Annotated in this window: 19 protein-coding genes and 1 riboswitch; all 19 genes read left to right on the top strand. The window is 58.2% G+C overall.

Features of this window, described 5'->3' with window-relative positions; all coding sequences use genetic code 11:
• Positions 1-6 precede the first annotated feature (6 nt).
• On the top strand, positions 7-786 hold the full coding sequence (locus AABA48_RS07600) for a prepilin peptidase (protein WP_286352310.1): 780 nt from the start codon (positions 7-9) through the stop codon (positions 784-786).
• Positions 787-798: 12 nt separating this feature from the next.
• The gene (locus AABA48_RS07595; protein ID WP_338271255.1) at positions 799-2373 is read left to right on the top strand and encodes a sensor histidine kinase; all 1575 of its coding nucleotides are present in this window, start codon (positions 799-801) and stop codon (positions 2371-2373) included.
• Positions 2374-2409: 36 nt separating this feature from the next.
• Positions 2410-3777 (top strand): sigma-54-dependent transcriptional regulator, encoded by a 1368-nt coding sequence (locus tag AABA48_RS07590; protein WP_286352312.1) that lies wholly within the window; start codon positions 2410-2412, stop codon positions 3775-3777.
• Positions 3778-3865: 88 nt separating this feature from the next.
• Positions 3866-4456, top strand: a complete 591-nt coding sequence (locus AABA48_RS07585; protein WP_286352313.1) for a prepilin-type N-terminal cleavage/methylation domain-containing protein — start codon at positions 3866-3868, stop codon at positions 4454-4456.
• Between the two features lie 186 nt (positions 4457-4642).
• Entirely contained in the window at positions 4643-4945 is a 303-nt protein-coding gene (locus AABA48_RS07580) for a pilus assembly protein PilL (protein ID WP_286352314.1), read from the top strand.
• Positions 4942-10650 (top strand): pilus assembly protein, encoded by a 5709-nt coding sequence (locus tag AABA48_RS07575; protein WP_286352315.1) that lies wholly within the window; start codon positions 4942-4944, stop codon positions 10648-10650. The genes AABA48_RS07580 and AABA48_RS07575 overlap by 4 nt, the downstream gene beginning before the upstream one ends.
• 1 nt (position 10651) lies before the next feature.
• Complete coding sequence (locus tag AABA48_RS07570) at positions 10652-11137, top strand: prepilin-type N-terminal cleavage/methylation domain-containing protein (protein WP_254278002.1); 486 nt, start codon at positions 10652-10654, stop codon at positions 11135-11137.
• On the top strand, positions 11115-11504 hold the full coding sequence (locus tag AABA48_RS07565; protein ID WP_286352316.1) for a prepilin-type N-terminal cleavage/methylation domain-containing protein: 390 nt from the start codon (positions 11115-11117) through the stop codon (positions 11502-11504). The genes AABA48_RS07570 and AABA48_RS07565 overlap by 23 nt, the downstream gene beginning before the upstream one ends.
• Before the next feature lie 8 nt (positions 11505-11512).
• Positions 11513-12694 (top strand): prepilin-type N-terminal cleavage/methylation domain-containing protein, encoded by a 1182-nt coding sequence (locus AABA48_RS07560; RefSeq protein WP_286352317.1) that lies wholly within the window; start codon positions 11513-11515, stop codon positions 12692-12694.
• Positions 12695-12711: 17 nt separating this feature from the next.
• A complete protein-coding gene (locus tag AABA48_RS07555; RefSeq protein ID WP_286352318.1) occupies positions 12712-13365 on the top strand; it encodes a pilus assembly protein PilX in 654 nt (217 codons plus the stop codon).
• A gap of 186 nt (positions 13366-13551) precedes the next feature.
• Positions 13552-13628, top strand: a riboswitch (cyclic di-GMP riboswitch).
• 246 nt (positions 13629-13874) lie between these two features.
• Positions 13875-14075 (top strand): helix-turn-helix transcriptional regulator, encoded by a 201-nt coding sequence (locus AABA48_RS07550; RefSeq protein WP_010942676.1) that lies wholly within the window; start codon positions 13875-13877, stop codon positions 14073-14075.
• A gap of 20 nt (positions 14076-14095) precedes the next feature.
• Positions 14096-15151 carry a type IV pilus biogenesis protein PilM gene (gene pilM, locus AABA48_RS07545; protein WP_286352319.1) on the top strand — a complete coding sequence of 352 codons (1056 nt, stop codon included), beginning with the start codon at positions 14096-14098 and terminating at the stop codon, positions 15149-15151.
• The gene (locus tag AABA48_RS07540) at positions 15145-15720 is read left to right on the top strand and encodes a PilN domain-containing protein (RefSeq protein WP_286352320.1); all 576 of its coding nucleotides are present in this window, start codon (positions 15145-15147) and stop codon (positions 15718-15720) included. Before pilM ends, AABA48_RS07540 begins: the two co-directional genes overlap by 7 nt.
• A gap of 37 nt (positions 15721-15757) precedes the next feature.
• Complete coding sequence (locus AABA48_RS07535; RefSeq protein ID WP_010942673.1) at positions 15758-16354, top strand: type 4a pilus biogenesis protein PilO; 597 nt, start codon at positions 15758-15760, stop codon at positions 16352-16354.
• The gene (locus AABA48_RS07530; protein ID WP_286352321.1) at positions 16338-16886 is read left to right on the top strand and encodes a pilus assembly protein PilP; all 549 of its coding nucleotides are present in this window, start codon (positions 16338-16340) and stop codon (positions 16884-16886) included. Before AABA48_RS07535 ends, AABA48_RS07530 begins: the two co-directional genes overlap by 17 nt.
• Before the next feature lie 10 nt (positions 16887-16896).
• A complete protein-coding gene (gene pilQ, locus AABA48_RS07525; RefSeq protein ID WP_286352322.1) occupies positions 16897-19578 on the top strand; it encodes a type IV pilus secretin PilQ in 2682 nt (893 codons plus the stop codon).
• Between the two features lie 75 nt (positions 19579-19653).
• Positions 19654-20835 carry a chorismate synthase gene (aroC, locus tag AABA48_RS07520; RefSeq protein WP_286352323.1) on the top strand — a complete coding sequence of 394 codons (1182 nt, stop codon included), beginning with the start codon at positions 19654-19656 and terminating at the stop codon, positions 20833-20835.
• Positions 20801-21346 carry a shikimate kinase gene (locus AABA48_RS07515; RefSeq protein WP_286352324.1) on the top strand — a complete coding sequence of 182 codons (546 nt, stop codon included), beginning with the start codon at positions 20801-20803 and terminating at the stop codon, positions 21344-21346. Before aroC ends, AABA48_RS07515 begins: the two co-directional genes overlap by 35 nt.
• On the top strand, positions 21343-22431 hold the full coding sequence (gene aroB, locus AABA48_RS07510; RefSeq protein WP_286352325.1) for a 3-dehydroquinate synthase: 1089 nt from the start codon (positions 21343-21345) through the stop codon (positions 22429-22431). Before AABA48_RS07515 ends, aroB begins: the two co-directional genes overlap by 4 nt.
• Position 22432 lies beyond the last annotated feature (1 nt).

Here is a 22432-nt window from a genome sequence, read left to right as displayed (position 1 = left end):
TAATCTATGACCTTACCAATTGTGTTCTATATCTTTTCCTTTGTCCTCGGGGCAGTGGTCGGCTCATTCCTGAACGTCTGCATCTATCGGCTGCCAACGGGCGAGTCGGTGGTGTTCCCCCCTTCCCGCTGTACCTCCTGCGGGACGCGGATTCGTCCCTGGGACAACATCCCGCTTCTGAGCTGGCTCATCCTGCGCGGATCATGCCGCGCCTGCGGTGCGAAGATATCGGCCCGCTATCCCCTGGTGGAACTCATCAACGGCCTGCTCTGCCTTGCCCTGTTCCTCAAGTTCGGGCCGACCCTGACCTTTGCGGCCCTCTTCGTATTCTGCTCCGCCCTGGTGGCGATCACCTTCATCGACCTCGACCATCAGATCATCCCCGATGTCATCAGCCTGCCCGGAATCGTCCTCGGCTTTGCCCTGTCATTTGTCCTTCCCTGGCTCGGCTGGCTCAACTCCCTCATCGGCATCGTGGCGGGGGGCGGGAGCCTCTTGCTGGTGGCCTGGCTCTACGAGCGGCTGACGGGCAAGGAGGGAATGGGCGGCGGAGACATCAAGCTCCTTGCCATGATGGGGGCCTTTCTCGGCTGGCGGGCAGTGCCGTTCATCATTTTTGCCAGTTCTCTGGTGGGCTCGGTCATCGGACTCACCGTCATGATGCTCCAGAAAAAAGACAGCAAGCTTGCCATTCCGTTCGGCCCGTTTCTGGCGCTGGGGGCACTTCTCTACATCTTTTTCGGCAAGGCGATCATTCTCTGGTACCTGAGCATCGGCGCCCGGTAGCGAGGTGCACCCGTGAGGCGTCTGCGCTTCAGTCTCAGCTTTCTGATCCTCTCTTCCCTTACGTTCCTCCTGGTTCTCACCTGGCTCCTCCTGAGCCTGATCTCCTTCAAGACCGCCGAAAGCGACCTTCTCCGCCAGAAAAGCGACAAGGCACGCATCCTGCTCGCTTCCTTTACGGCGCTGGTTCCACCGTCGCTGGACGGAATCGGTCCTTCGGCGGCCGGCGCGCTTGCCCGCCAGTTGGCGGGTGAGCCGGAATTCACGGCCCTGACCGTTGTGCGGGGTGATGGAACGCCGGTGTTCGACCTGGGGAGCGGCTCACCCGTTGACGAACGCCTGGCGGCCTGTCTTCGCGAGGGCGCCGAATCGGCCTGGTTCCCTGCGGGGGAAGGCGTCCTCATCCGCTATGCCCCGATCGTCAGTGACGGGGCGACCGTTGGCGCGGCCAGGCTCATCCTTTCCCTGGCAGGGGAGCGGCAGATGCTCGCCCATTCGCGTCACCTGTTCCTCGCCTATTTCGCCCTCGATTTCCTTCTCCTCCTGGCAGTGGGGTCACTGCTGCTTTCCCGCTTTATCATCATTCCCATGCGCAAGCTCCTGGCCGCAACAGAGCGGATCGGAGCCGGCGACTATCACCATAAGGCCGCGGTGCCGGGGAGCCGTGAGATAGCCGAACTGGCCGATTCATTCAACCAGATGGTAGACGCCCTGCGGGTGAAGGATGAAGAAGCGGTGCGCCACGTGGCCTCGCTGGAGCGGGCCAATCGTGAACTCAAGGAGGCCCGCGAAGAAACCCTCAGATCCGAAAAAATGGCGTCGGTGGGAATGCTGGCCGCTGGGACGGCCCACGAGATCGGCACCCCGCTGGCAGCCATCATGGGGTATGTATCACTCTTGCGGGATGATGAATCCCTTGATCCGGAAAGGGCCGACTATCTCCGTCGGATCCAACACGAGGCCGAGCGGATCGACAGGATCGTGCATGACCTGCTCGATTATGCCCGCCCCGTGCCCCTTGCCGCCGAAGAGGTTGACGTGGCCGGCCTGGCGGCTGAAACTGTGGAGATGGTAAGTCGGCAGGGTGCCCTCAAACGGGTCCAGGTGCATATCGGGACAGGCGAGGGGAGTGTTGTGGCCGTGACCGATCCGCATCAGCTCCAGCAGGTTCTGATCAATCTGCTGATCAATGCCCGTGATGCCATGCCCGACGGTGGACGCCTGGATGTCGCCGTATCGACCGGAGCGTTCATGCCGCCGGCAGGGCTTCCAGACAGCGGTCGCTGGTCTGTTATGGCCGGCCGGCGCAAGGATGACTTCGGCGGCGTCTTCCGTACGCCGTTTGTCGGGGACGGGAGCGAGGTGCCGTGTATCCGGATTGCCGTGACCGACACTGGATCAGGGATTGCGCCCGAGCACCTGGCGAGAATCTTCGATCCCTTTTTCACCACCAAGGAGCCGGGCAAGGGGACCGGGCTGGGGCTATCCATCTCGGCCAGGATAGTTGATTCTCTTGGCGGGAGAATGACGGTTGAAAGCGCGGTGGGCGAAGGATCGCGGTTCGAGATATGGCTTCCAGTCTCGAAATGAAATGAAATACAATGGGTTATGGGCGAGGGGTATGAGATGAAAAAGCGGATACTGGTCGTCGACGACGAAGAAAACATGCGGCACATGCTGTGCGCCATGCTCCGCAAGCAGGGCTACGAGGCGGTGGAGGCCGCCGATGGTGAAGCGGCCCTGGCCCAGGCATCCGCTGCTGCCTACGACTTTATCCTCTGTGACATCCGGATGCCGATCATGGATGGTGTCGGGTTTCTGCGGGCTTTTCAGAAGGCCGAACTCCCCGGCACCGTTATCATGATGTCCGCCTATGGTACCGTGGATGCCGCCATCGCCTGCATGAAGGAAGGGGCCTACGATTACGTTTCGAAACCGTTTAAAAACGACGAGATCCTGCTGGTCCTCAGGAAGGCGGAGGAGCGCGAGCGACTTAAAAATGAAAACCGGCGGTTGCGGGAAGTGGTGGGGCGAGAGTATGCGTTCGGCAGCATTGTGAGCCGTAACCCGCGGATGCGCGAGATCTTCGACCTTATCCGCAAGGTGTGCGACGTTCGGACCACCGTTCTCATCCTCGGCGAGTCGGGAACAGGCAAGGAACTGGTGGCCCGGGCCATCCACCATAACGGCAACCGTAGCGACGGACCCTTTGTGGCGGTCAATTGCGGCGCAATTCCCGAAAGCCTTCTGGAGTCGGAGCTGTTCGGTCACGTTCGCGGCGCCTTTACCGATGCCTCGTCGGATCGCGCCGGACTTTTCGAGGAGGCCAACGGCGGGACGCTTTTTCTCGACGAGATCGGTGAAATGCCCCCGGCGCTCCAGGTGAAGCTTCTGCGCGTACTGCAAGAGGGTGAGGTCCGGCGGGTGGGCGGATCCAAAGCCCAGCGCGTCGATGTCCGGATCATTTCCGCCACCTCTCGGGATCTGGCCCGGGATGCCGCGGAGGGGCGTTTTCGCGAGGACCTTTTTTTCCGCCTCAATGTGTTCGCCATTACCCTGCCTCCCCTGAGGGAGCGGTTGGAAGACGTCCCTCTACTCGTGAACCACTTCCTGCACAAGTACGGTGAGTCTTTCGGCCGGTCCGGAATGGTCGTGTCGCCGGAGGCCATGAAGCTGCTTGCTGCCTATGGCTGGCCCGGCAATGTGCGAGAACTTGAAAACTGCATTGAGCGCGCGTTCATTCTCAGCGACGGAGAAATCCTCGATGCCGGAAGCCTGCCCGATGTTGTGCGGGGAGACTCGGCCGCATCGGCGGCGGGGTTCCACCTGCCCGAGGATACCCTTTCCATCAAGCGGGCCGAAGAGTGCCTTGAGCGGGAATTCATCCGCAGAGCCCTGGCCAAAACCGGCGGGAACAGGACCCATGCCGCGCGTTTGCTGGAAATCAGCCATCGGGCGTTGCTCTACAAGCTCAAGGAATTCGGTATCGATTGAAGTAATAATTATTAATAAAATATTGTAAATGTAAAAGGGCTGTGCAATTATTGCGGAGCCCTTTTATCGTCACAGGGAGGTGACCGGGATGAGCGGGATGATGACCTGCACCATTCTGTCCCCAGGGAAGGGGGGCAGGGGGGCGGGAGGTTTTACGCTGCTCGAACTGCTCGTGGTGGTGGCGATCATTTGTGTCCTGAGCGTCATTGCCGTGCCTGCGTTCAACAGTCTGTACGCCGACTACTGCCTCAAGGCCGCGGTATGGGAACTCAAGGATCTGTTCAAGGATGCCAAACTGCTGAGCATCCAGGACAAGGAGTGCGCCATTGCGTTTGATTCCGCCAACGGGCGGGCGGCCCTGTATTCCGGTAAAGGGGCTGATGGCAAGTGGGAAACCGGAGATGAGCAGTTTGTCAGGGAACTCCGCCTCTCCAGCAAAGGAGGCGGCCTCAGCTTCGGTTACGGAGATCGGGGGCCAGTCCCCAAGCATGCAAAAACCGACGACGGCATTGCATTCAAGGACAACAGGTTCGCCAGCGATGAGGGACTTGTCGGTAAGGCCGGCAGTATCTATATCCAGTCCGCCACGTCCGGTAGCGCCATGGCAATGATCTTCAATACGTCCGATTTTTCCTGCAAGCTGTACCACTGGGGCGGATCGGAGTGGGTAAAGAAGTGACATAAATCGTGTGTCGGGAACATGAAAGCTATGCAAATGTTGCATAGCTTTTCTTTTTTCTTGCGAGTGGGTCAGGGGAAACAGGTTGAATTCACATTGTTTCCTTGCTGATATTGCTGAGAGATTATGGCGTGAAAATTGCTAAAACACTGCAAGTGTCCGTTACACATCAGTGGAGGAACTACTATGAAGCTCTGGTTGGCACTTTGTGCGGTCATGATGTTCATCTGGGCATCCGAAGCAGGAGCGCTCACTCATCATACATACGTGAACGGGACGGTCATGGGCATTTCAGGCGACACGATCAAGATCGACGATAAGGTCTTCACCATTGCGCCGAAGGCGAAAATCGTTGTCCAGGACAAGCGTAACGGTGCCTATTTCGAAGAACGGGCCAGCCGCAGCTACATCAGCGTCGGCAATTCCGTCACCGTGCGTGCCATGGGCAACCTGGTAAATGAGATCATCATCGAGAGGTGGAAAAGATGAGACAGTCGTCTGTGCTCGGTTGCGCGAGGCCGGCCGGCCTGGCTGCGCTGTTGACCCTTCTGTTGGCTGCGGGAGGCGATGGCGCTGCAGCCGCAACCATGAACGATTACTGCATTCAGCCCCCCTTTGTGAGCCAGAGCGTTCCCCCTCTTGTCATGTTCGAGGTGGGCAGGGAGCACAAGCTCTATTACGAGGCCTACAACGACGCCAATGACCTGGATGACGACGGGCGTCTCGACACCACCTACAAGCATTCCATCGACTACTACGGCTATTTCGATCCCTACAAGTGCTATACCCACTCGGGCGGGTCAGGCTCCAACGACAAGTACACCCCCGTCTCCACGACGGCCGACAAGTTCTGCTCCTCGGGCCAGTGGAGCGGCAACATCCTCAACTGGCTGACCATGTCCCGGATGGATGTGCTCAAAAAGGTGCTGTTCGGCGGCCAGCGCTCGGCCGACAGCAATACCGCCACCTATCTCCAGCGTGTCTACGTTCCCCAGGACGCCCACAGTTGGGGCAAGGAAGTCACCGGCAGGCTCTGCTCAAACGGCACCAACTATACGGATATGTGCCAGTTCGATTCTGACTGCGATACGGGCTATACCTGCGTCGACAAGTCGGTCAACCTGATCGGCATCACCGCCTCAGATACCGGTACGGCCTGTTCCTTTACGTCCAGCATCAAATGGGATACAACCGGTAAAATCCTCGTTGCCAAATATACCCACTCCAACTTCTCGTGCGGGAGTGATTCCACCGATCTCATCAGTTCATATGAGCCGGCCAACCTGGTTGCCGGCTTCCCGGTCTATGTCGCCAACTTTGGTGATGCCATTCTCAACCCCACCGCGGATCATGGCGATCAGTTCAATTATCTGGCACTGGCGGAATTCAGCGTTTCCAAGTCGGACAAGGGGAACTGGATGTTTGCCATTGATGGCGACGACGGCGTCGAGCTCGAAATCATCAACCCTGCCGGCGACGCCAGCACCATAGTGGCATCCCGTTACGGCTGCAATTCGGCCTGCAACTGTCAGACGAACTCAGGCACCATCAATCTCAACACTACCGGTTACTGGCGGCTTATCGCCCGCCACTCCGAGAAGACCGGTCAGGACGGGGTCAAGGTATGGTACAAGAAACCCAGTAAAACCCAATCGAGCGATCCGTGGGTGCTTTTCGGCAGCTCAACCCTCACGCTGCGGGCTCCGACCATTCCCGCCGGGGCCGAGTGCACGCTCAAGGACCGCTCCTTCATTGAGACCGGCAATCCAAAAGTCGGGACTACTCCGAAGCAGCATCTTTTCTGCAGCACGACTCTCTCCGACGGCGGCACCCCGATCCTGCGCTTCCTTAAGAACAAGGAGAACCGGATCTGGGAGTGGGTTTCCAAGGAGCGGCCCGTCTGCGATTCGTCCCTCGACACCCCCCTAAATACCACCACCGACTACACGGTCCAGGTGGAAGTCTGCAAATCCGTATCGCCCGACAATCGGCCGACCGGCAAGAAGGATGACCTGGCTAGCGGCCGGGAGGCGAACTGCAAGGACTACGCGGGCACCTTCAAGCCGGTGGGGCTTCTGCAGAAGTTCGGCGAGGGAGAGGGGACCAAGGTTTGTTCCCGTACACTGGCCAAAAGCTGTACCAGCGACAGTGACTGCGGCGCGGGCGAGGGACTTTGCATCTATAAGTCCCCCATGTATTTCGGCATGTTCACCGACTCCTATACCAAGAACCTGAGCGGTGGCGTCCTGCGCAAGAACATCGGCAGCATCCTGGACGAGACCAACGCCAACAACGGCATCTTCCAGACCTCAGAGAATGTCCAGGGCAACATCATGATCACCCTGGACCGGCTCAAGACTATCGGCTTCCGGTACACGGACCAGTCCTACCAGGACTCAAGCGGAGGTTCCTGCGGCTGGATCACCGATCGCCCCCTTGCCGAGGGAGAGTGCCGCATGTGGGGCAACCCCATTGCCGAAATGATGTACGAGAGCCTCCGTTACTTTGCCGGCAAAGGGACGCCTACAACCGAGTTCACCTATACGACGCCCGCGGATTCGGGACTTTCGCTGTCCAAGCCCAGTTGGGGGTACAGCAAGGGGAGCACAACGTATCAGCTTTATGACATCTATCCCCCGTGCGCCAAGCCGTTCATGCTGATTCTGAGTGACATCAACCCCAGTTACGACTCGGATCAGATTCCCGGCAGCTCCTTCAAAAAGACTGACGGTACATACTTCAGCGAAGATGCCGCATCGCCCCAACTCGGCCTCGGCGTTGCGGGCGCCGATGGCGTGTCGCTGCTCAACAAGCTGGCCGACACTATCGGCACTTCCGAGGGAATCATCGGCAATAGCTGGTTTGTCGGCGAAAACGGATCAACCACGGATTTTGTCTGCAGCTCCAAAAGCGTCACCAAGCTGAGCCTGTTGCGCGGGATGTGCCCCGAGGAGCCCACCAAGCGGGGATCGTTCTACTCGGCAGCCCTGGCTTATTACGGTCTGACCATGATGAAGGAGAAGACCGGCAAACCGGACGTTTCCACCTTTGTCGTTGCCCTGTCATCCCCCGTGGCCGATCTCAAGATCAAAGCCGGCAACAGTCACGTTTCGATCCTGCCGGTTGGTAAATCTGTCAGCGGAAGCCACGGTATCAATGCCTCGTGCGCCCAGAAGTGCACCCTCACGGCGGACGAAGACGGCCTGCACATTTCCAATTGCTCGTCAACGGCCTACTGTCCCTCCAACCAGATTGTGGACTTCTATATCGACTCTCTCAAGTATGACAACGACAAAAACGTCATCTACGCCAAGTACCGTATCAACTATGAAGACGTGGAGCAGGGCGCGGACCATGACATGGACGCCATCGTCACCTATGAGATCTGCACCCAGTCCGCCATCGACCAGGGACTTGGCGCCTGCAGCGGCTCACTGGGCTCCAACATCCAGATCAAGCTCAACTCCGACTATGCGGCCGGCAGCATCGACCAGGTGATGGGTTTCGTCATCTCCGGCACTACCGAAGACGGCGTCTATCTCCCCGTTCGTGATCGCGACGTATCGTCGGCGGACAGCGACACCCCCGCCACTGTTGCGGGCCTTCCCCTTAACTGGTCGAAGACGTTCACCATCTCGGGCAACCCGACCGGCACGCTCAAGAGTCCTCTCTGGTACGCCGCCAAATGGGGCGGGTTCATCGATGCCAACAACAACAAGAAGCCCGATCTCGCCAGCGAGTGGGACAAGGACGGCGACGGCGAGCCCGACAACTACTTCCTGGTGGTAAACCCCCTGAAACTGGAGCAGCAGCTCCAGAAGGCCCTTACCGATATTCTTAACCGCGTTTCATCCGGTACGGCCGCCTCCATCCTGAGCAACAACGACAACAACGGCGCCACGCTGCTCCAGGCCATATTCTACCCCCGCAAAAACTTTGCAGAGACGGAATTGGCCTGGACCGGCGAACTCCAGGCGTTCTGGTACTACATCGATCCGTTCCTCAACACCAATAGCATTCGCGAGGACACCGACCAGGATCTCAGGCTGAAGCTCAAGACCGACTATGTCCTCGATTTCCGGTTCGATACCAATGACAACAAAACCAAGATCGACCGCAGCCTTGACGTCGACGGCAACGGCAGCGGCGACACTTATGTGGACACCATCGAGCCCGAGCAGGTAAATGCCCTCTGGAAAGCCGGCAGCCTGCTCTGGTCACGCAATCTCTCCACGTCTCCCAGAACCATCTACACCAGCTACCGGGATGCCGCCAGCAAGGACCAGCTCACGGTATTCACCACCGCCGGGAAGGATTTGTTCAAGGCGAATCTCCAGGCCACAGACGCCACTGAAGAGGATAAGATCATCAACTACATCCGTGGCACCGAGCAGAGCGGCTACCGCAACCGGACCGTCACCATCGGCGGTTCCACCGGAGTCTGGCGCCTCGGCGACATCATATCCTCCACTCCGCGACTGCAGTCCAATGCCCGGCTCAACGGCTATCACCTGCCCCCGCCGGTTGGTTACAAGGACTCAAGCTATCAGCGCTACTTGGATTCCAATGAGTACAAGACCCGTGGCATGGGCTATGTGGGGGCAAATGACGGCATGCTTCACGCCTTCAACCTGGGCGTTCTGAAGGCCGGCACCACGAAAGACGTAACCTCGTTCATCACCGGCAGTGACTTCGGCAAAGAGATGTGGACCTATATCCCGCGCAATGCATTACCGTACCTGAAATACCTGGCAGATCCCGAGTACGATCACCTCTACTACGTGGATGCCTCCCCGAGCCTTAATGATGTATCGATCGAGGTGACCGAGGGGACTGGCTGCACTGACGCAGCATACTGGCTCTGCACAAAGCAAACGGTCTACCAGGCCGGCACTGAAAGTACCACCAAAGAACTGGACCTGGACAAAACGAGCTGGCGCACGGTCCTGCTCGGCGCCATGGGACTGGGAGGAGCCTCACGAAACACCACAGACGCATGCTCCGCCAGCACCGACTGCGTCAAGACCCCCATCGCCAATGTGGGCTACTCATCCTACTTTGCCCTGGACGTGACCACGCCCACCTCGCCATCCCTCATGTGGGAATTCGCGTCTGCCGACCTCGGTTACTCCACCGTGGGGCCGGCCATCGTGCGGATCGGAGGGGAAACTAACGGCCGCTGGTTCGCGGTGCTGGCCTCCGGTCCCACCGGTCCCATCAATACCCAGACCCATCAGTTCCTGGGGCGATCCACCCAGACCCTGAAGCTGTTCATTCTCGACCTCAAGACCGGTGCACTCCTCCGGACCATCGATACCGGCATCCAGAATGCCTTTGCCGGTTCCCTTTCCGGCGGGACACTGGATACCGACCGGAGTGCAGGTACAACAGGAAAATATAACGACGATGCCGTCTATCTCGGTTACGTCCGCAAGGATACCACGACCGGAACCTGGACCAAGGGAGGCGTCCTGAGGCTCTTCACCAAGGAAAATATCGATCCGGCCAAGTGGTGGTGGGCAACCCTGGTCGATGATATCGGTCCGGTGACGAGTGCCGTGGCCCAGTTGCAGGATACCACTCACAAGAATCACTGGCTCTTCTTCGGCTCCGGCCGCTACTACTACAAGGCCGGCAGCGATCTGGACGACGCTGCGGGCCGACGGGCACTGTACGGCATCAAGGACCCCTGTTACGGTAAAGACAACAAGATGATGATAACGTGCGAAACGCAAACCATTTTGGCGAACGCCCTGGTGAACCAGACCGACAGCGTCCAGGATATGGGTACTATGGGTACTGCCCCGGGCTGGTACATCCTGCTCGATGAGGCGAGCGGCGGTGCCGGAGCCGAGAGGGTCATCACCGACCCCGTGGCGGCCCCCAACGGCGCCATCTTCTTTACCTCGTTCAAGCCGGCGGCCGATGTCTGCAAGTTCGGCGGCGACCTGGCCCTCTGGGGGGTCAACTACAGCACCGGCGGTTACCTGGCTCCGTCTCAGCTCATCGGCGAGGCGATCATTCAGTCATCCACGGGAAGCTTTGAACAGATCGATCTGGGCAGCTCGTTCACCCAGAGGCTGAACCGGAAAACGGCCGAGCGGCAGGGGGTGCCGCCGCGCAACAAGCCGACCATCGTCACCAATGCCAACATCAAGCCCCAGAAACGCATCATCCACATCCGGGAGAAGTGATATGAGACAGGGCGGCTTCTCTCTGGTTGAACTGGTTGTCATCATCGGGATCATCGGGATACTTATCGCCATCGGTACCCTCGATTACGGCAATTGGTCGCGGAAATACAATGCGGAAGCCCAGATGAAGACAATGTACGCAGACTTCGCCTCTGCCAAGCTGGATGCGCTCCACAGCAAGCGCCAGTACCAAATAACCCTTGGGTCCAGCCAGTATGTAATCAGAAACTACTCAAGCGCCTTCGACGCTACGGGGACGGTAACCCAGACAAAAACACTCAAAACCCCCGTGACCTGGAGCCATGACAACATCATAACTTTTGATACGCGCGGGTTTACGCCGCTGTCATCCGCCCGGACCGTCTGCCTTGCCTCCAGCGGCGCAACGACCGTGGACTGTGTCATCGTTAGTCAGACCCGAATCGATTTGGGACAAAAGATCAACCCAGGAGGAGAGTGCGCCAGTGCGAACTGCCGGCCCCGGTGATAAAGGATTTACCCTGATAGAGGTTCTCGTTGCGATGGTCATCATCCTGGTGGGCCTGCTGGGGCTGCTCCAGGCGGTGAACGTCTCCATGGAGCACAATCTGCGTAATTCGTTGCGGGATGAAGCGGTGCGGGTTGGGGAGTCAACCGTATATGGCATGCGGCGGCTGACGTTTGATAATCTTACCGGTGAAACGACCTTGAAGGTCAATCGTAGCCTGAGAGCATTCACAAAGGAGTATACGGTGAAGAGAAGCCTCTCCGATCTCGGAGGGCGCAGCACAGAGCTCGTTGTGACGGTCGAATGGGATTATCGGGGGACCACGTACCAGCACCGCGTCTCGACGATAATCAGCAATCCACAGTAGGGGCCCACATGAGGACGCAGACCGAATCCAATACAGTTACTCGAAGGGCGCGGGACGACCGGGGATTCTCCCTGGTTGAGCTGATCGTGGTCATGGCCGTTTTTGTGGGAGTCATGGCACTGGCCGGGAGCGCTTTCAATACGCTGCTCACCCACTCGGGCAAGCAGTCCCGGTTGGCCGAGGGTCAGATCATGGAGGTCGCCGGGCTCGAAACCCTGCGCTACGATATCGAGCATGCCGGCTATGCGCTTCCCTGGTCGTTCCAGAGTGCCATCACCTACGAAGAGGCAGAGGATGCAACGGCCGCCAGTTATAACGATGCTCCCTCGGGCGTTCCCTGGCCTTTGCGCATCGGCGACGACGCCGGGCTGAACGGCACCGACTACCTGGTCGTCAAGTCCGCCATGGCGGCCCGCAACGATGCCTCGGGCAAATCGTCCCACATGGGAACAGGCAGTGCGCGTCCCTGGCAGTCCGATAACCCGTTGTCGCAGTTGGCCAGCTCGGACAGTGTCGTGGTCATCAATCCCCGCTTCCAGGCCGACGATCCCAGTGCCGCCGGCAGGGAGCTGGTTGTCAATGGCAGCGAATTTTTTGCCAATTATTCAGCAGCCATGGGCAACACGAAACATCTGCGCCACTTTTCACCCGACAACTATCCACTGGCGAGCAAGTCTCCCTTCTTCTTCATCTACGGCCTGGATACCGCCTCCAGCGTGCGGATGCCGTTCAACCGCGCCGATTTCTTCGTGGAGCGTCCGGCCAATATCGCCATGCGTTGTGCCGACGACAGCAAGGTGGGGGTTCTCTACAAGGCCGTTGTCCGCCAGGACGACGGCGAGTTAATCAAGATGCCTCTGCTTGATTGTGTGGCTGATTTTCAGGTGGTCTTCGGCCTCGACACGAATGGAGACGGTTCCGTGGATCTCCATCAGAACGATCTCGAAAGCCCGTCTGAGCTGACTGATGTTCGCCGACAGCTCAAGGAAATCGAGGTATTTGTCCTGGCCCATGAGGGGGCGCGGGACCCGGGTTTCAACTATCCCCAGCAGAAGGTGATGGTGGGCTATATAATCGGCACAACGCCCTTTGGCAGGGAATTCGACCTCGCCACCATAAACAATTGGCGGAATTACCGCTGGAAGGTCTATTCCTTCATAGTCCTTCCCAAGAACCTGGGTAACTACTGATGAACGGACGGTGTTCCATGGGACTTCTCCGCAACGAACGGGGGGTGGCGCTGGTCACGGCACTTATGCTTACCCTCATGTCGCTGGTCATTATCATGGTGGTCCTCTACCTTGTCACGCAGGGGACCAGGCTTTCGTCGGCCCAGAAACGCTACCAGAACAGCCTTGAAGCCACCTACGGCGGGTTGGATCTCACCATGCGGGATCTCCTCCCGGAGCTCGTCAGGACCGCTGTCGATTCTGCGAACCTGGCCTCCTTCCAGACCGACATAACCACCATCGAAACACGCCTTGGCGCCGTGAATCTCAAAGTCTCCGACGAGTCGGACTGCTTGCGTCAGAAACTGTCTCTCTCCACGGATCAGTGGACCAGTTGTGCCGATGAGCGGCGCACGGGAAATCCCAAGATTTTTCCTGACATGTCTTTTGTCCTCAAGGACACGGGTGATAAACCAGAATTCAAGGTCAACGCCAAAATCATCGATACCCGCCAGGGGATCACCAACACTTCGAATGTTAATCTTTTCACCGGCGGCGTTACGGCGGGATCTGACTCCGGCATTCAGGGGCCTGGCACCGTGAGCCCCTACCTGTACACGGTGGAGATCGAGGGCGAGCGCGAGAGCAATCCGAACGAGAAGGCTGCCATCTCGGTGCTCTATGCCTATTGACGATCTACGTCACCGCTGCTGCCAAAAATTCGACCTTGTGACGAACCTGGAACAGAGAGAGGGCTCGATGCTGAATGTAACGGCACGAAATGACAGCGTACGCCGTTAAGTATCTTGTGTTAACGAAGCTGGCGTCATTTTTGCTGCTAACTGCCAAGCAGCACACCACAACCGAATACTGATCGATATCGATAATACTAAACCATCCGTGAGGATGGGGCGGAAAGCCTACAGGGTCTCACCGAGACAGCCGGGTTGCCGAAATATCACCACCGTGATAGTCGGCCCCGGCTTTTCTTTTGCCCGGGTCCGATGCCGGAGCGAGGCAGCGACGCATGACCACCGTGAAATTATCCTCAAGTTTTCCTGTTGTTCCGCCGATAGATACACTATTGATGTCAATTTCGCATAAAAGATTTCAATTTGTTTCAAGTGTAACTAATTACTTGACTTTAGATTCAATTCCGGTAGATTTCGCGTTGAATCATACAATTTTTCGGGACAATGCAATGAAATACCGAAACAACGTGAAGAAGATCAGGGAAGAACGGCTCATGAGCAAGGCCGAACTGGCACGGCTCGCGGGCGTCTCCCCGGCAACCATAGAAAGAATCGAGCGCGGCGAGGAGTGCCGCATGGAAACCAAGAGAAAGATTCTGCTTGCTCTTGGTTTTTCATTGTCCGAAAAGGACGCGGTGTTTATCGACTGATCTCGGACGGGATGGGGCGTATGCTTTTCTCCAAAAAGAAAGAAATCGTCGGCATCGATATCGGCTCCAGCTCCGTGAAGCTCGTTCAGCTCAAGGAGCAGAAGGGGGGATGGCAGCTGGTCAATATCGGCATCCAGCCCCTGCCTCCCGAGGCCATTGTCGATAACACTCTCATGGATAGTTCATCCGTGATCGAGGCGGTCAAGGGGCTCATGAAGGGGCTTTCCATTAAGGTCAAGGATGTGGCCTGCTCCATTTCCGGGAACACGGTCATCATCCGCAAGATCAAGCTCCCGGCCATGACCCCGGAAGAACTGGAAGACCAGATCCAGTGGGAAGCGGAGCAGTACATCCCCTTCGACATCAACGATGTGAACATTGACTTCCAGATTCTGGAGCCCGACGAGGACGACCCGTCCCGCATGAATGTCCTGCTCGTGGCGAGCAAGAAGGAAATCATCAACGATTACGTCAATGTGTTTGCCGAGACAGGTCTCAAGCTCGTGATCGTCGATGTGGATTCCTTTGCCGTCCAGAACGCCTTCGAGCTCAACTACGAAACCGATCCGGAAGAGGTTGTGGCGCTCATCAATGTCGGCGCAAGTATTCTGAACCTCAATATCGTCAGGGGAGGGAGCTCCCTCTTTACCCGCGATGTTCAGGTGGGCGGGAATCTCTTCACCGAGGAGATCCAGAAGCAGTTCGCCTTGAGCAGCGAGGAAGCCGAGCAGGTAAAGATTACCGGTGAGTACCCCGAAATGGCCAAGCTGAAGGATGTCGTCGCCCGCGTTAACGAGACCCTTGCCGTGGAGATGCGCCGCTCGCTCGATTTTTACAACACAACCGCGGGCGAAGGACGAATCGCCAGGGTATACCTGAGTGGAGGCGCAGCCAAGACCGCCATGCTTGCCGAAACCGTGCAGAACAAGCTGGGCGTTCCGGTTGAGATGCTGGACCCGCTTACGAAAATCACCTGCAGCGAGAAAGAGTTCGATCCCGAGTACCTTCGGGAGATCGGGCCGCTCGTGACGGTTGCCGTGGGGCTGGCCACGAGGAGGGTGGGTGACAAATGGTAAAAATCAACCTGCTTCCGGTCAGATCGTCCAAAAAGAAGGAAACAGCCAGGCAGCAGATGGCGATTCTGCTCGTATCGGTGCTGGTGGTTCTCGGTATCGGCGTCGGCCTGTTCGGCTACGCCCAGGCAAAGATCAAGGCGACCAAGAACGACATCTCCGGCGCGGAAAGCGAGTTGCAACGGCTCAAGGGGAAAATCGGCGAGCTCGAAAATATCAAAAAGCTGAAGGATGATGTTACCAAGAAGCTTAATGTGCTTACCCAGCTGCGCAAGGAAAAGACCGGCCCCGTGCGGCGTCTCGCTACGCTCAGTGATGCGACGCCGGAGAAGCTCTGGCTCACCAAATATTCTGAGAACGGTCCGAACGTCAGTATCGGCGGTGTCGCAGTGGACGAGGATCTGATCGCCGCCTTTATGCGTAATCTCCAACAAACTGAAGACTACACAAATGTTGAGCTGATCGTCTCCGAGCAGACCGAAATCGGCGGTGTGAAGGCGAAACGGTTCGAGCTCACCTGTGTCATAAAGGCTCTGAAAAAAGAAGAGCCCGCGCCGGCAAAGAAAAAGTAAGGCCATTGGCCCCGGAAAACATTCTCAAGGACTCCCCATGGACGCGAGAATAGAAAAACTGCTCAAGCTCCCCAATAAACAGAAGCTAGCTCTCCTTGCGGCGATTCTTGTGGTTGAAGGGGCAGCCCTGTATTGGGGCCTGTATGCCCCCCGCCAGAAGGAGCTTACGGCACTGCGCGGAAAGCTTGAAAAACTCCAGACCGAGGTCCAGGAAAAGACCCGGATCGCCAACAACCTGCCCAAGCTGAAAAAGGAGTATCAGCAACTGCAGAAGGATCTGGAGAACGCCCTAACCGAGTTGCCCAACCAGAAGGAGATCCCCTCGCTGCTCACGGGGATTACCAGCGTAGGCAAAGGAGCGGGTCTCGATTTTCTCCTCTTCAGGCCCAAGGGTGAAGTGCCCAAGGACTTCTATGCCGAAGTGCCGGTCGATATCTCGGTATCGGGGTCGTTCTACGGTGTGGCGAATTTCTTTACCGCCGTCGGCAACCTGCCGAGGATCGTCAATATTACAAACGTATCGTTCACTGACATCAAGCCCGTGGGTGGCAAAACCACTGTCAAGGTCAACTGTCTGGCCACGACCTTCCGCTTCATCGAAAAGAAAGAGACCAAGGATGACAAGAAGAAATAGCATACCGATTCTTGCCGTTTTGGTGGCTCTCACCTTTGTCTCGGCCGGCTGCGGAAAGAAGGAGCAGGCGCCTTCCCCTCCACCACCTCCTCAAAAGGCAACTCCTGCGCCCAAGGCACAGCCTCCGGTCCAGGGCAGAGTCACCTCAGCCGCTATTGCCCCAGTTACGGGTCTGTCACAGTACGATTTCACCAACCGCCGCGACCCGTTCAAGCCCTTCCTTCAGGCCAAGGCTCCCGAGAAAACCCGTGCCGTGCGGGGATCGTCCGCCGGCCTGTTGCCGATTCAGAGCTACAACGTGGAACAGTTCAGGATTTCGGGCATTATCGTCGGCCTCAAGGAAAGCAAGGCGCTCATTGTTGACCCGGCCGGCAAGGGCTACGTGGTGAAAGAGGGCATGAGTATCGGCGCCAATAACGGTGTGATTACCAAAATCGCACCTTCGTATCTGGAAGTGAACGAGCGATATACCGATGACTTCGGCAAGGTGAGAAAGCGGACGGTCAAGCTTTCTCTGGCGAAGAAACAGTAAGGAGTCCCCCATGAGAATCCAGACGACATTCTCCCGGAAACTCGTCCTGATGTCACTGCTGGCCGTGTTCTGCGGATGCGCCGACGTTCACTCCAGCGTGAAGGGCGACGCCATGGTCGAGCAGGCCAAGGGGGGCGTCCTGCGTGAGATCAAGGTGGCGGAAACGGGTGAGGGTGCCCGTGTCGTACTGTCGGCCGACCGTCCCCTGGCCTACACGTTCTACAAAACGGCAGATCCTCCCAAGGCGGTCATCGATCTGGCCCGCACCGAACCGGGCGCCATTGCGTCGCCGATGGACGTGAATTCCGATACCATCCGGCGTATCGAGACCGTGCGGTACGGTGAGGGTGCCACGGCCATGACCCGAGTGGAGGTATATTTCACACGCGATACCGAGGCGAATGCGACCATCGACGCCAGTGATAAAGGAATGCTTGTCCTTGCCGTGGCGCGTCCTGTCACGCCCGCCGCCTCCGTTGCCGTCGAAGCCGCACCGGTTGCCGGCCAGGCCCGCGAGAGCTCTACGGGTGCCCCGGTAGCAGTTGCTGCAGCCCCGGCAGTAGCTCCGGCTCCCGTTGCCGTGGAGCCTCAGGCTCCGGTCGCTCCGGTTGTTGCTCCGCAGACCGGCCCCCCGGTCATCAAGGCCATCGAAGCGCAGAATGGTTACCTGGTGATCGAAACGAGCGGGGAGATCAAAGACTTCAAGTTCTTCCGCCTTGCCAAGCCCGACCGGCTGGTGGTGGATATCTCGGACGCCAAGCTCGGCATCAATTCCAAAACTGTACCCCTGAATGCCCTCGGTATAGGGATGGCACGCATTGGTGCCTATCCTGATAAGGTCAGGATTGTTCTTGATGCTGCGGGAGGTACCCTCTCTCCCCTCAACGTAACGAAAGGTGCAGCCGGCCTCATTGTTGCCCCGGCTGACAAGGTTGTTGAAGTCCCTCGTACTGCCGCTCCTCCGCAGCCGTCCGCCTCGGCATCCCAGGCACGGCAGCCGGAAGCGGTAAAGTCTGCAGAGCCGGCAAAGGGATCAACACCCGCGGTTGAGGCCATTGAGTTCAAAGTGCTCGACGGGACCTCACGCATCACAGTTGCCGTCACCGGCGCCTGTGCCAACGACAAACCGGTCAGATCCGCCGACGGCTTCAGTGTAACGCTTAGAAACTGCATCCTTCCCAAGAAGCTTCAGCGTCATCTCGATACGGGCGCTTTTGCCAGTGTCGTTCAGAAGGTTACCCCCTACCAGGTGAAGACGAAGGGGCGCAGTGACGTAAAGATTCAAGTACAGCTTCGTCAGTCTGCATCCTACGATGTCAGGCGGGACGGGGACTTGCTGCAAATGAGCATCAGGAACCCCGAAGGCTTCGAGCCGCCGGTTGCAGAAGTTCCTGCCTCTCCTGCACTTCAGGAAGTGGCTCAGGCCGCTGTCCGGCAAAAGGAACCGTCCAGGGAGTCCGATCCGCTTGCCGGTGTCGCCCAGTCGGGTGGAACGAAGAAGGTGTATACCGGGCGCCGCGTGACGCTTGAATTTTCCGATGCCGATATCCGCAAGATATTCCAGCTGATCGCGGAGGTAAGCAATCTCAACTTTCTCGTGGGCGACGACGTTACCGGCACCATCAGCCTTAAACTGGTCAACGTTCCCTGGGACCAGGCCCTTGATGTCATTTTGGAGAACAAGGGGCTGGGGATGCAGCGGGACGGCAACATCGTACAGATTCGTCCCAAATCCAAGATCCAGACCCTGGCTGACGAGGAGCAGGCGCTCAAGCGGGCCAAGGAACGGGGCATGGAGCTGAAGACTGAGGTCTTCGACATCAATTTTGCGGCGGTGGGGGATATCGTGTCCCAGTTCAACGCCGTCAAGAGCGAGCGGGGGACCATCAGCCAGGATGCGCGGACCAACCGGGTAATCGTGAAGGATATCGAGCCGGCCCTGGCTGAAATGCGCATCCTGCTCAAGAACCTCGATCTGCCTGAAAAGCAGGTGCTCATCGAGGCGCGCATCGTGGAAGCAACCTCCACCTTCACTCGTGATCTGGGGGTTCAGTGGGGCATACACAGCAATGATTCAGGCGCTGATATTATCAGAAGCGTTGATGCCGGATTCGGTGGGATCGTAACGCCGCCGCCGGCCAGCGGCTTCCCTGCGGCAACGTCATCCGGCGGTGCTGTTGGGATCAGCTTTGCCAAAATGGGGAGCCTGCAGGTTGATCTGCGGTTGTCGGCAGCAGCGGTTGCCGGCCTCGTTAAGATCGTCTCGACGCCCAAGGTTGTTACGCTTAACAACAAAGCGGCGAAAATATCGCAAGGTCAGTCGATACCGTATCAGACCACATCAGCCGAAGGTACCAAAACCGAGTTCGTGGAGGCGGCATTGACACTCGAAGTAACGCCTCATATAACAGCGGACGGCAGCGTTTCCATGAAGATTAAGGCATCAAACAACTCAGCCGGCACCGGGTCTCCGCCTCCGATTAACAAAAAGGAGGCAACCACCGAACTGTTGGTCAAGAACGGTGAAACCACCGTAATCGGCGGTATCTATGTCGACAGCGACACTGATGAAGACAGAGGGGTGCCATTCCTGATGGATATTCCGGTCCTCGGCTGGCTATTCAAGTCGAACACGAAGAACAAGACAAAAACGGAATTACTCATTTTCATAACGCCAAAAATTGTGAGCTGATACAATAGGTTGCAATACATACTACTTAAACAAAAGCCAGGGTAATCCTGGCTTTTGCGTGACAACGAGGAGACCATGCTACGCTACCTGACAGCCGGTGAATCCCACGGCCCGCAACTTACGGCAATCATCGAGGGTCTGCCGTCAGGGCTTAAAATTTCCGAGGAATCGATTAATTGCGATCTTGCGCGGCGCCAGTGCGGCTACGGCCGCGGCGGAAGGATGAAGATCGAGCGGGATGAGGCCCAGATACTTTCCGGTGTGCGCTGGGGGGAGACGATCGGATCACCGGTGACGCTCTGCATCATCAACCGTGATTGGATCAACTGGCAGGAGAAGATGTCCCCTAATGCGCGGCACCGGGACGAGAAAATCCGCGTGACCCGCTCCCGCCCCGGGCATGCGGATCTGCCGGGGGCCATGAAGTACGATCACCGGGACGTGCGCAACATCCTGGAACGTTCCAGCGCCCGCGAAACTGCAGTAAGAGTGGCGGTTGGCGCTGTTGCCAAGGCGTTTCTCGCCTCGTTCGGCATTGAGGTGAACGGCTTTGTTTCAGAGGTGGGGGGGATACGCGCCGAGCGCCGGTCGCTTTCGCTGGAGCGCATGAAGGATCTGTCCGCCGCGTCCGAGCTCTTTACCTATGATGCCGAGGCCGAAGAGCGGATGAAGGCCTTTATCGATGGCGCACGTGAGGCCGGCGACACGGTGGGCGGGGTGGTTGAGATAATCGCCTCCGGCCTGCCCGTGGGACTCGGCAGCCACGTGCAGTGGGATCGCAAACTTGACGCCCGCCTGGCCATGGCGGTCATGAGCATTCAGGCCATCAAAGGGGTGGAGATCGGGCTCGGTTTCGATGCCGCCCGCCGCCCCGGCTCCCAGGTCCATGACGAAATCTACTATGACTCCACGAGAATAGGCCGAGGCGAACTTTCAGGTTTCTTCCGCATGAGCAATAATGCCGGCGGCATTGAAGGCGGTATCACCAACGGTGAGGATATCGTCATCCGCGCTGCCATGAAGCCGATTCCAACCCTTTATCGGCCGCTTCGCTCAGTTGATATGCAGACCAAAGAGCCCTTTGAGGCTACGGTTGAGCGCTCCGATGTCTGTGCCGTTCCCGCAGCGGCGGTGGTTGCAGAGGCTGTGGTGGCCCTTGAGTTGGCCAATGCCATGCTGGAGAAGTTCGGCGGTGATTCGCTCGGGGAAGTACGGCGCAACTATGAGGGGTACCTGGAGTATGTCCGTGCCTTCTGACGGGCGCAACGTGGTCCTGACCGGTTTCATGGGAACCGGCAAGAGCACGGTGGGAAAGCTCCTGGCAAGGCGCCTCGGCTACCGCTTCAGCGACCTGGACGCGTTGATCGTGGAGCGGGCCGGCATCTCCATCAACGAGATATTCGAGCGTTATGGGGAACAACGATTCCGTGAGCTGGAAACGGAAGCGATTCGTTCCCTTGGTGGCGTTTCCGGCCGGGTGGTGGCCACCGGCGGTGGGGCGGTCATTGCGCCCCGTAACAGGGTGTTGCTCCGCGAGGCGGGCCTGGTGGTGAACCTTACGGCCTCGCTTGAGGTGATCCTTTGTCGGCTGAATGGCGATCAGGAGCGCCCGCTGTTGAAGAGTAACAACACTCCGGAGGCTCTGGCCGCGCTCATGGCAGCTCGTGAAAACGCTTACGCCGATGCGGACTTGAGGATTGACACTGCCGGCAAAAGCGTGGAAGATGTGGTCACTGAAATCGCCACCTTTGTCCGGGAGCATCAATGACCATCGAGACACTGAGAGTAGAACTCGGTGAACGGAGCTACGACATTCGCGTCGGTTCGGCGATCATCGGCACGATCGGCGCCGTGTGTCGTGACGCTGTGGCCGGCAGGCGCGTGGCTGTCGTGACCAATACCACCGTTGGCCCCCTCTATGCTGACGGCGTTGTTGATTCGTTGACCTCCGCCGGTTTCACCGTGCTTCGCATTGATATCCCCGATGGAGAAGAGCATAAGACTTCAGTCACTCTCACAAATGTCTATGACGAACTCATCAAAGGCGGATTGACGCGGGATTCCCTTTTGGTCGCCCTTGGTGGGGGGGTGGTTGGAGACCTGGCCGGCTATGCCGCTGCCACGTATCTGCGCGGTGTTCCCTTCGTGCAGGTTCCCACCACGCTCCTCGCTCAGGTGGACAGCAGTGTGGGCGGCAAGACCGGCATCAACCATCCGCTGGGCAAGAATCTGATCGGCGCGTTCCATCAGCCCAGAGCGGTTCTCATCGACGTGGACACCCTTGCAACTCTCCCCCAGCGTGAGTATCTCGGCGGCCTTGCCGAAGTCATCAAATATGGCGTGGTGCTTGACGGAGAGTTCTTCGCCTTTCTCGAACAGAATGTGAGCGCTCTTCTCGGGCGAGACCGGCAGACGTTGGTCCGCGCCATTACACGTTGCTGTGCTCTGAAGGCCTGGGTCGTGGAGCAGGATGAACGTGAGACCGGCCTTCGGGCGGTCCTCAACTACGGGCACACGTTCGGCCACGCCGTGGAGGCGCTGACGGGCTACACGGCCGTACTCCACGGGGAGGCGGTCGCCATCGGCATGGTCCGGGCCGCTGTCCTGGCAGAGGCCCGGGGGTACTCCTCGGCCGGAGATACCCGTCGGATTCGCGCACTTGTGGAGGCCTTGGGGCTGCCGACCGAACTCCCGTCGTTTGACGCAGACAGTTACCGGGATGTACTTCTGCGCGACAAAAAGGCTCGGGATCGCGGTCTGGACTTCGTACTCAACCGGGGAATCGGCGGTCATGAGATCGTCAGGATCGAAAACCTGTCTGAAGTATTCGGCATCTGCGGCGTGGGGGAATGAC

Origin of the sequence: Geobacter sp. 60473 (assembly GCF_036323535.1) — a bacterium.
In the GTDB taxonomy this organism is placed as follows: domain Bacteria; phylum Desulfobacterota; class Desulfuromonadia; order Geobacterales; family Geobacteraceae; genus Geobacter; species Geobacter sulfurreducens.
The sequence above is the reverse complement of the archived record's forward strand: the minus strand, read 5'-3'. Positions and strand labels throughout refer to the sequence as shown.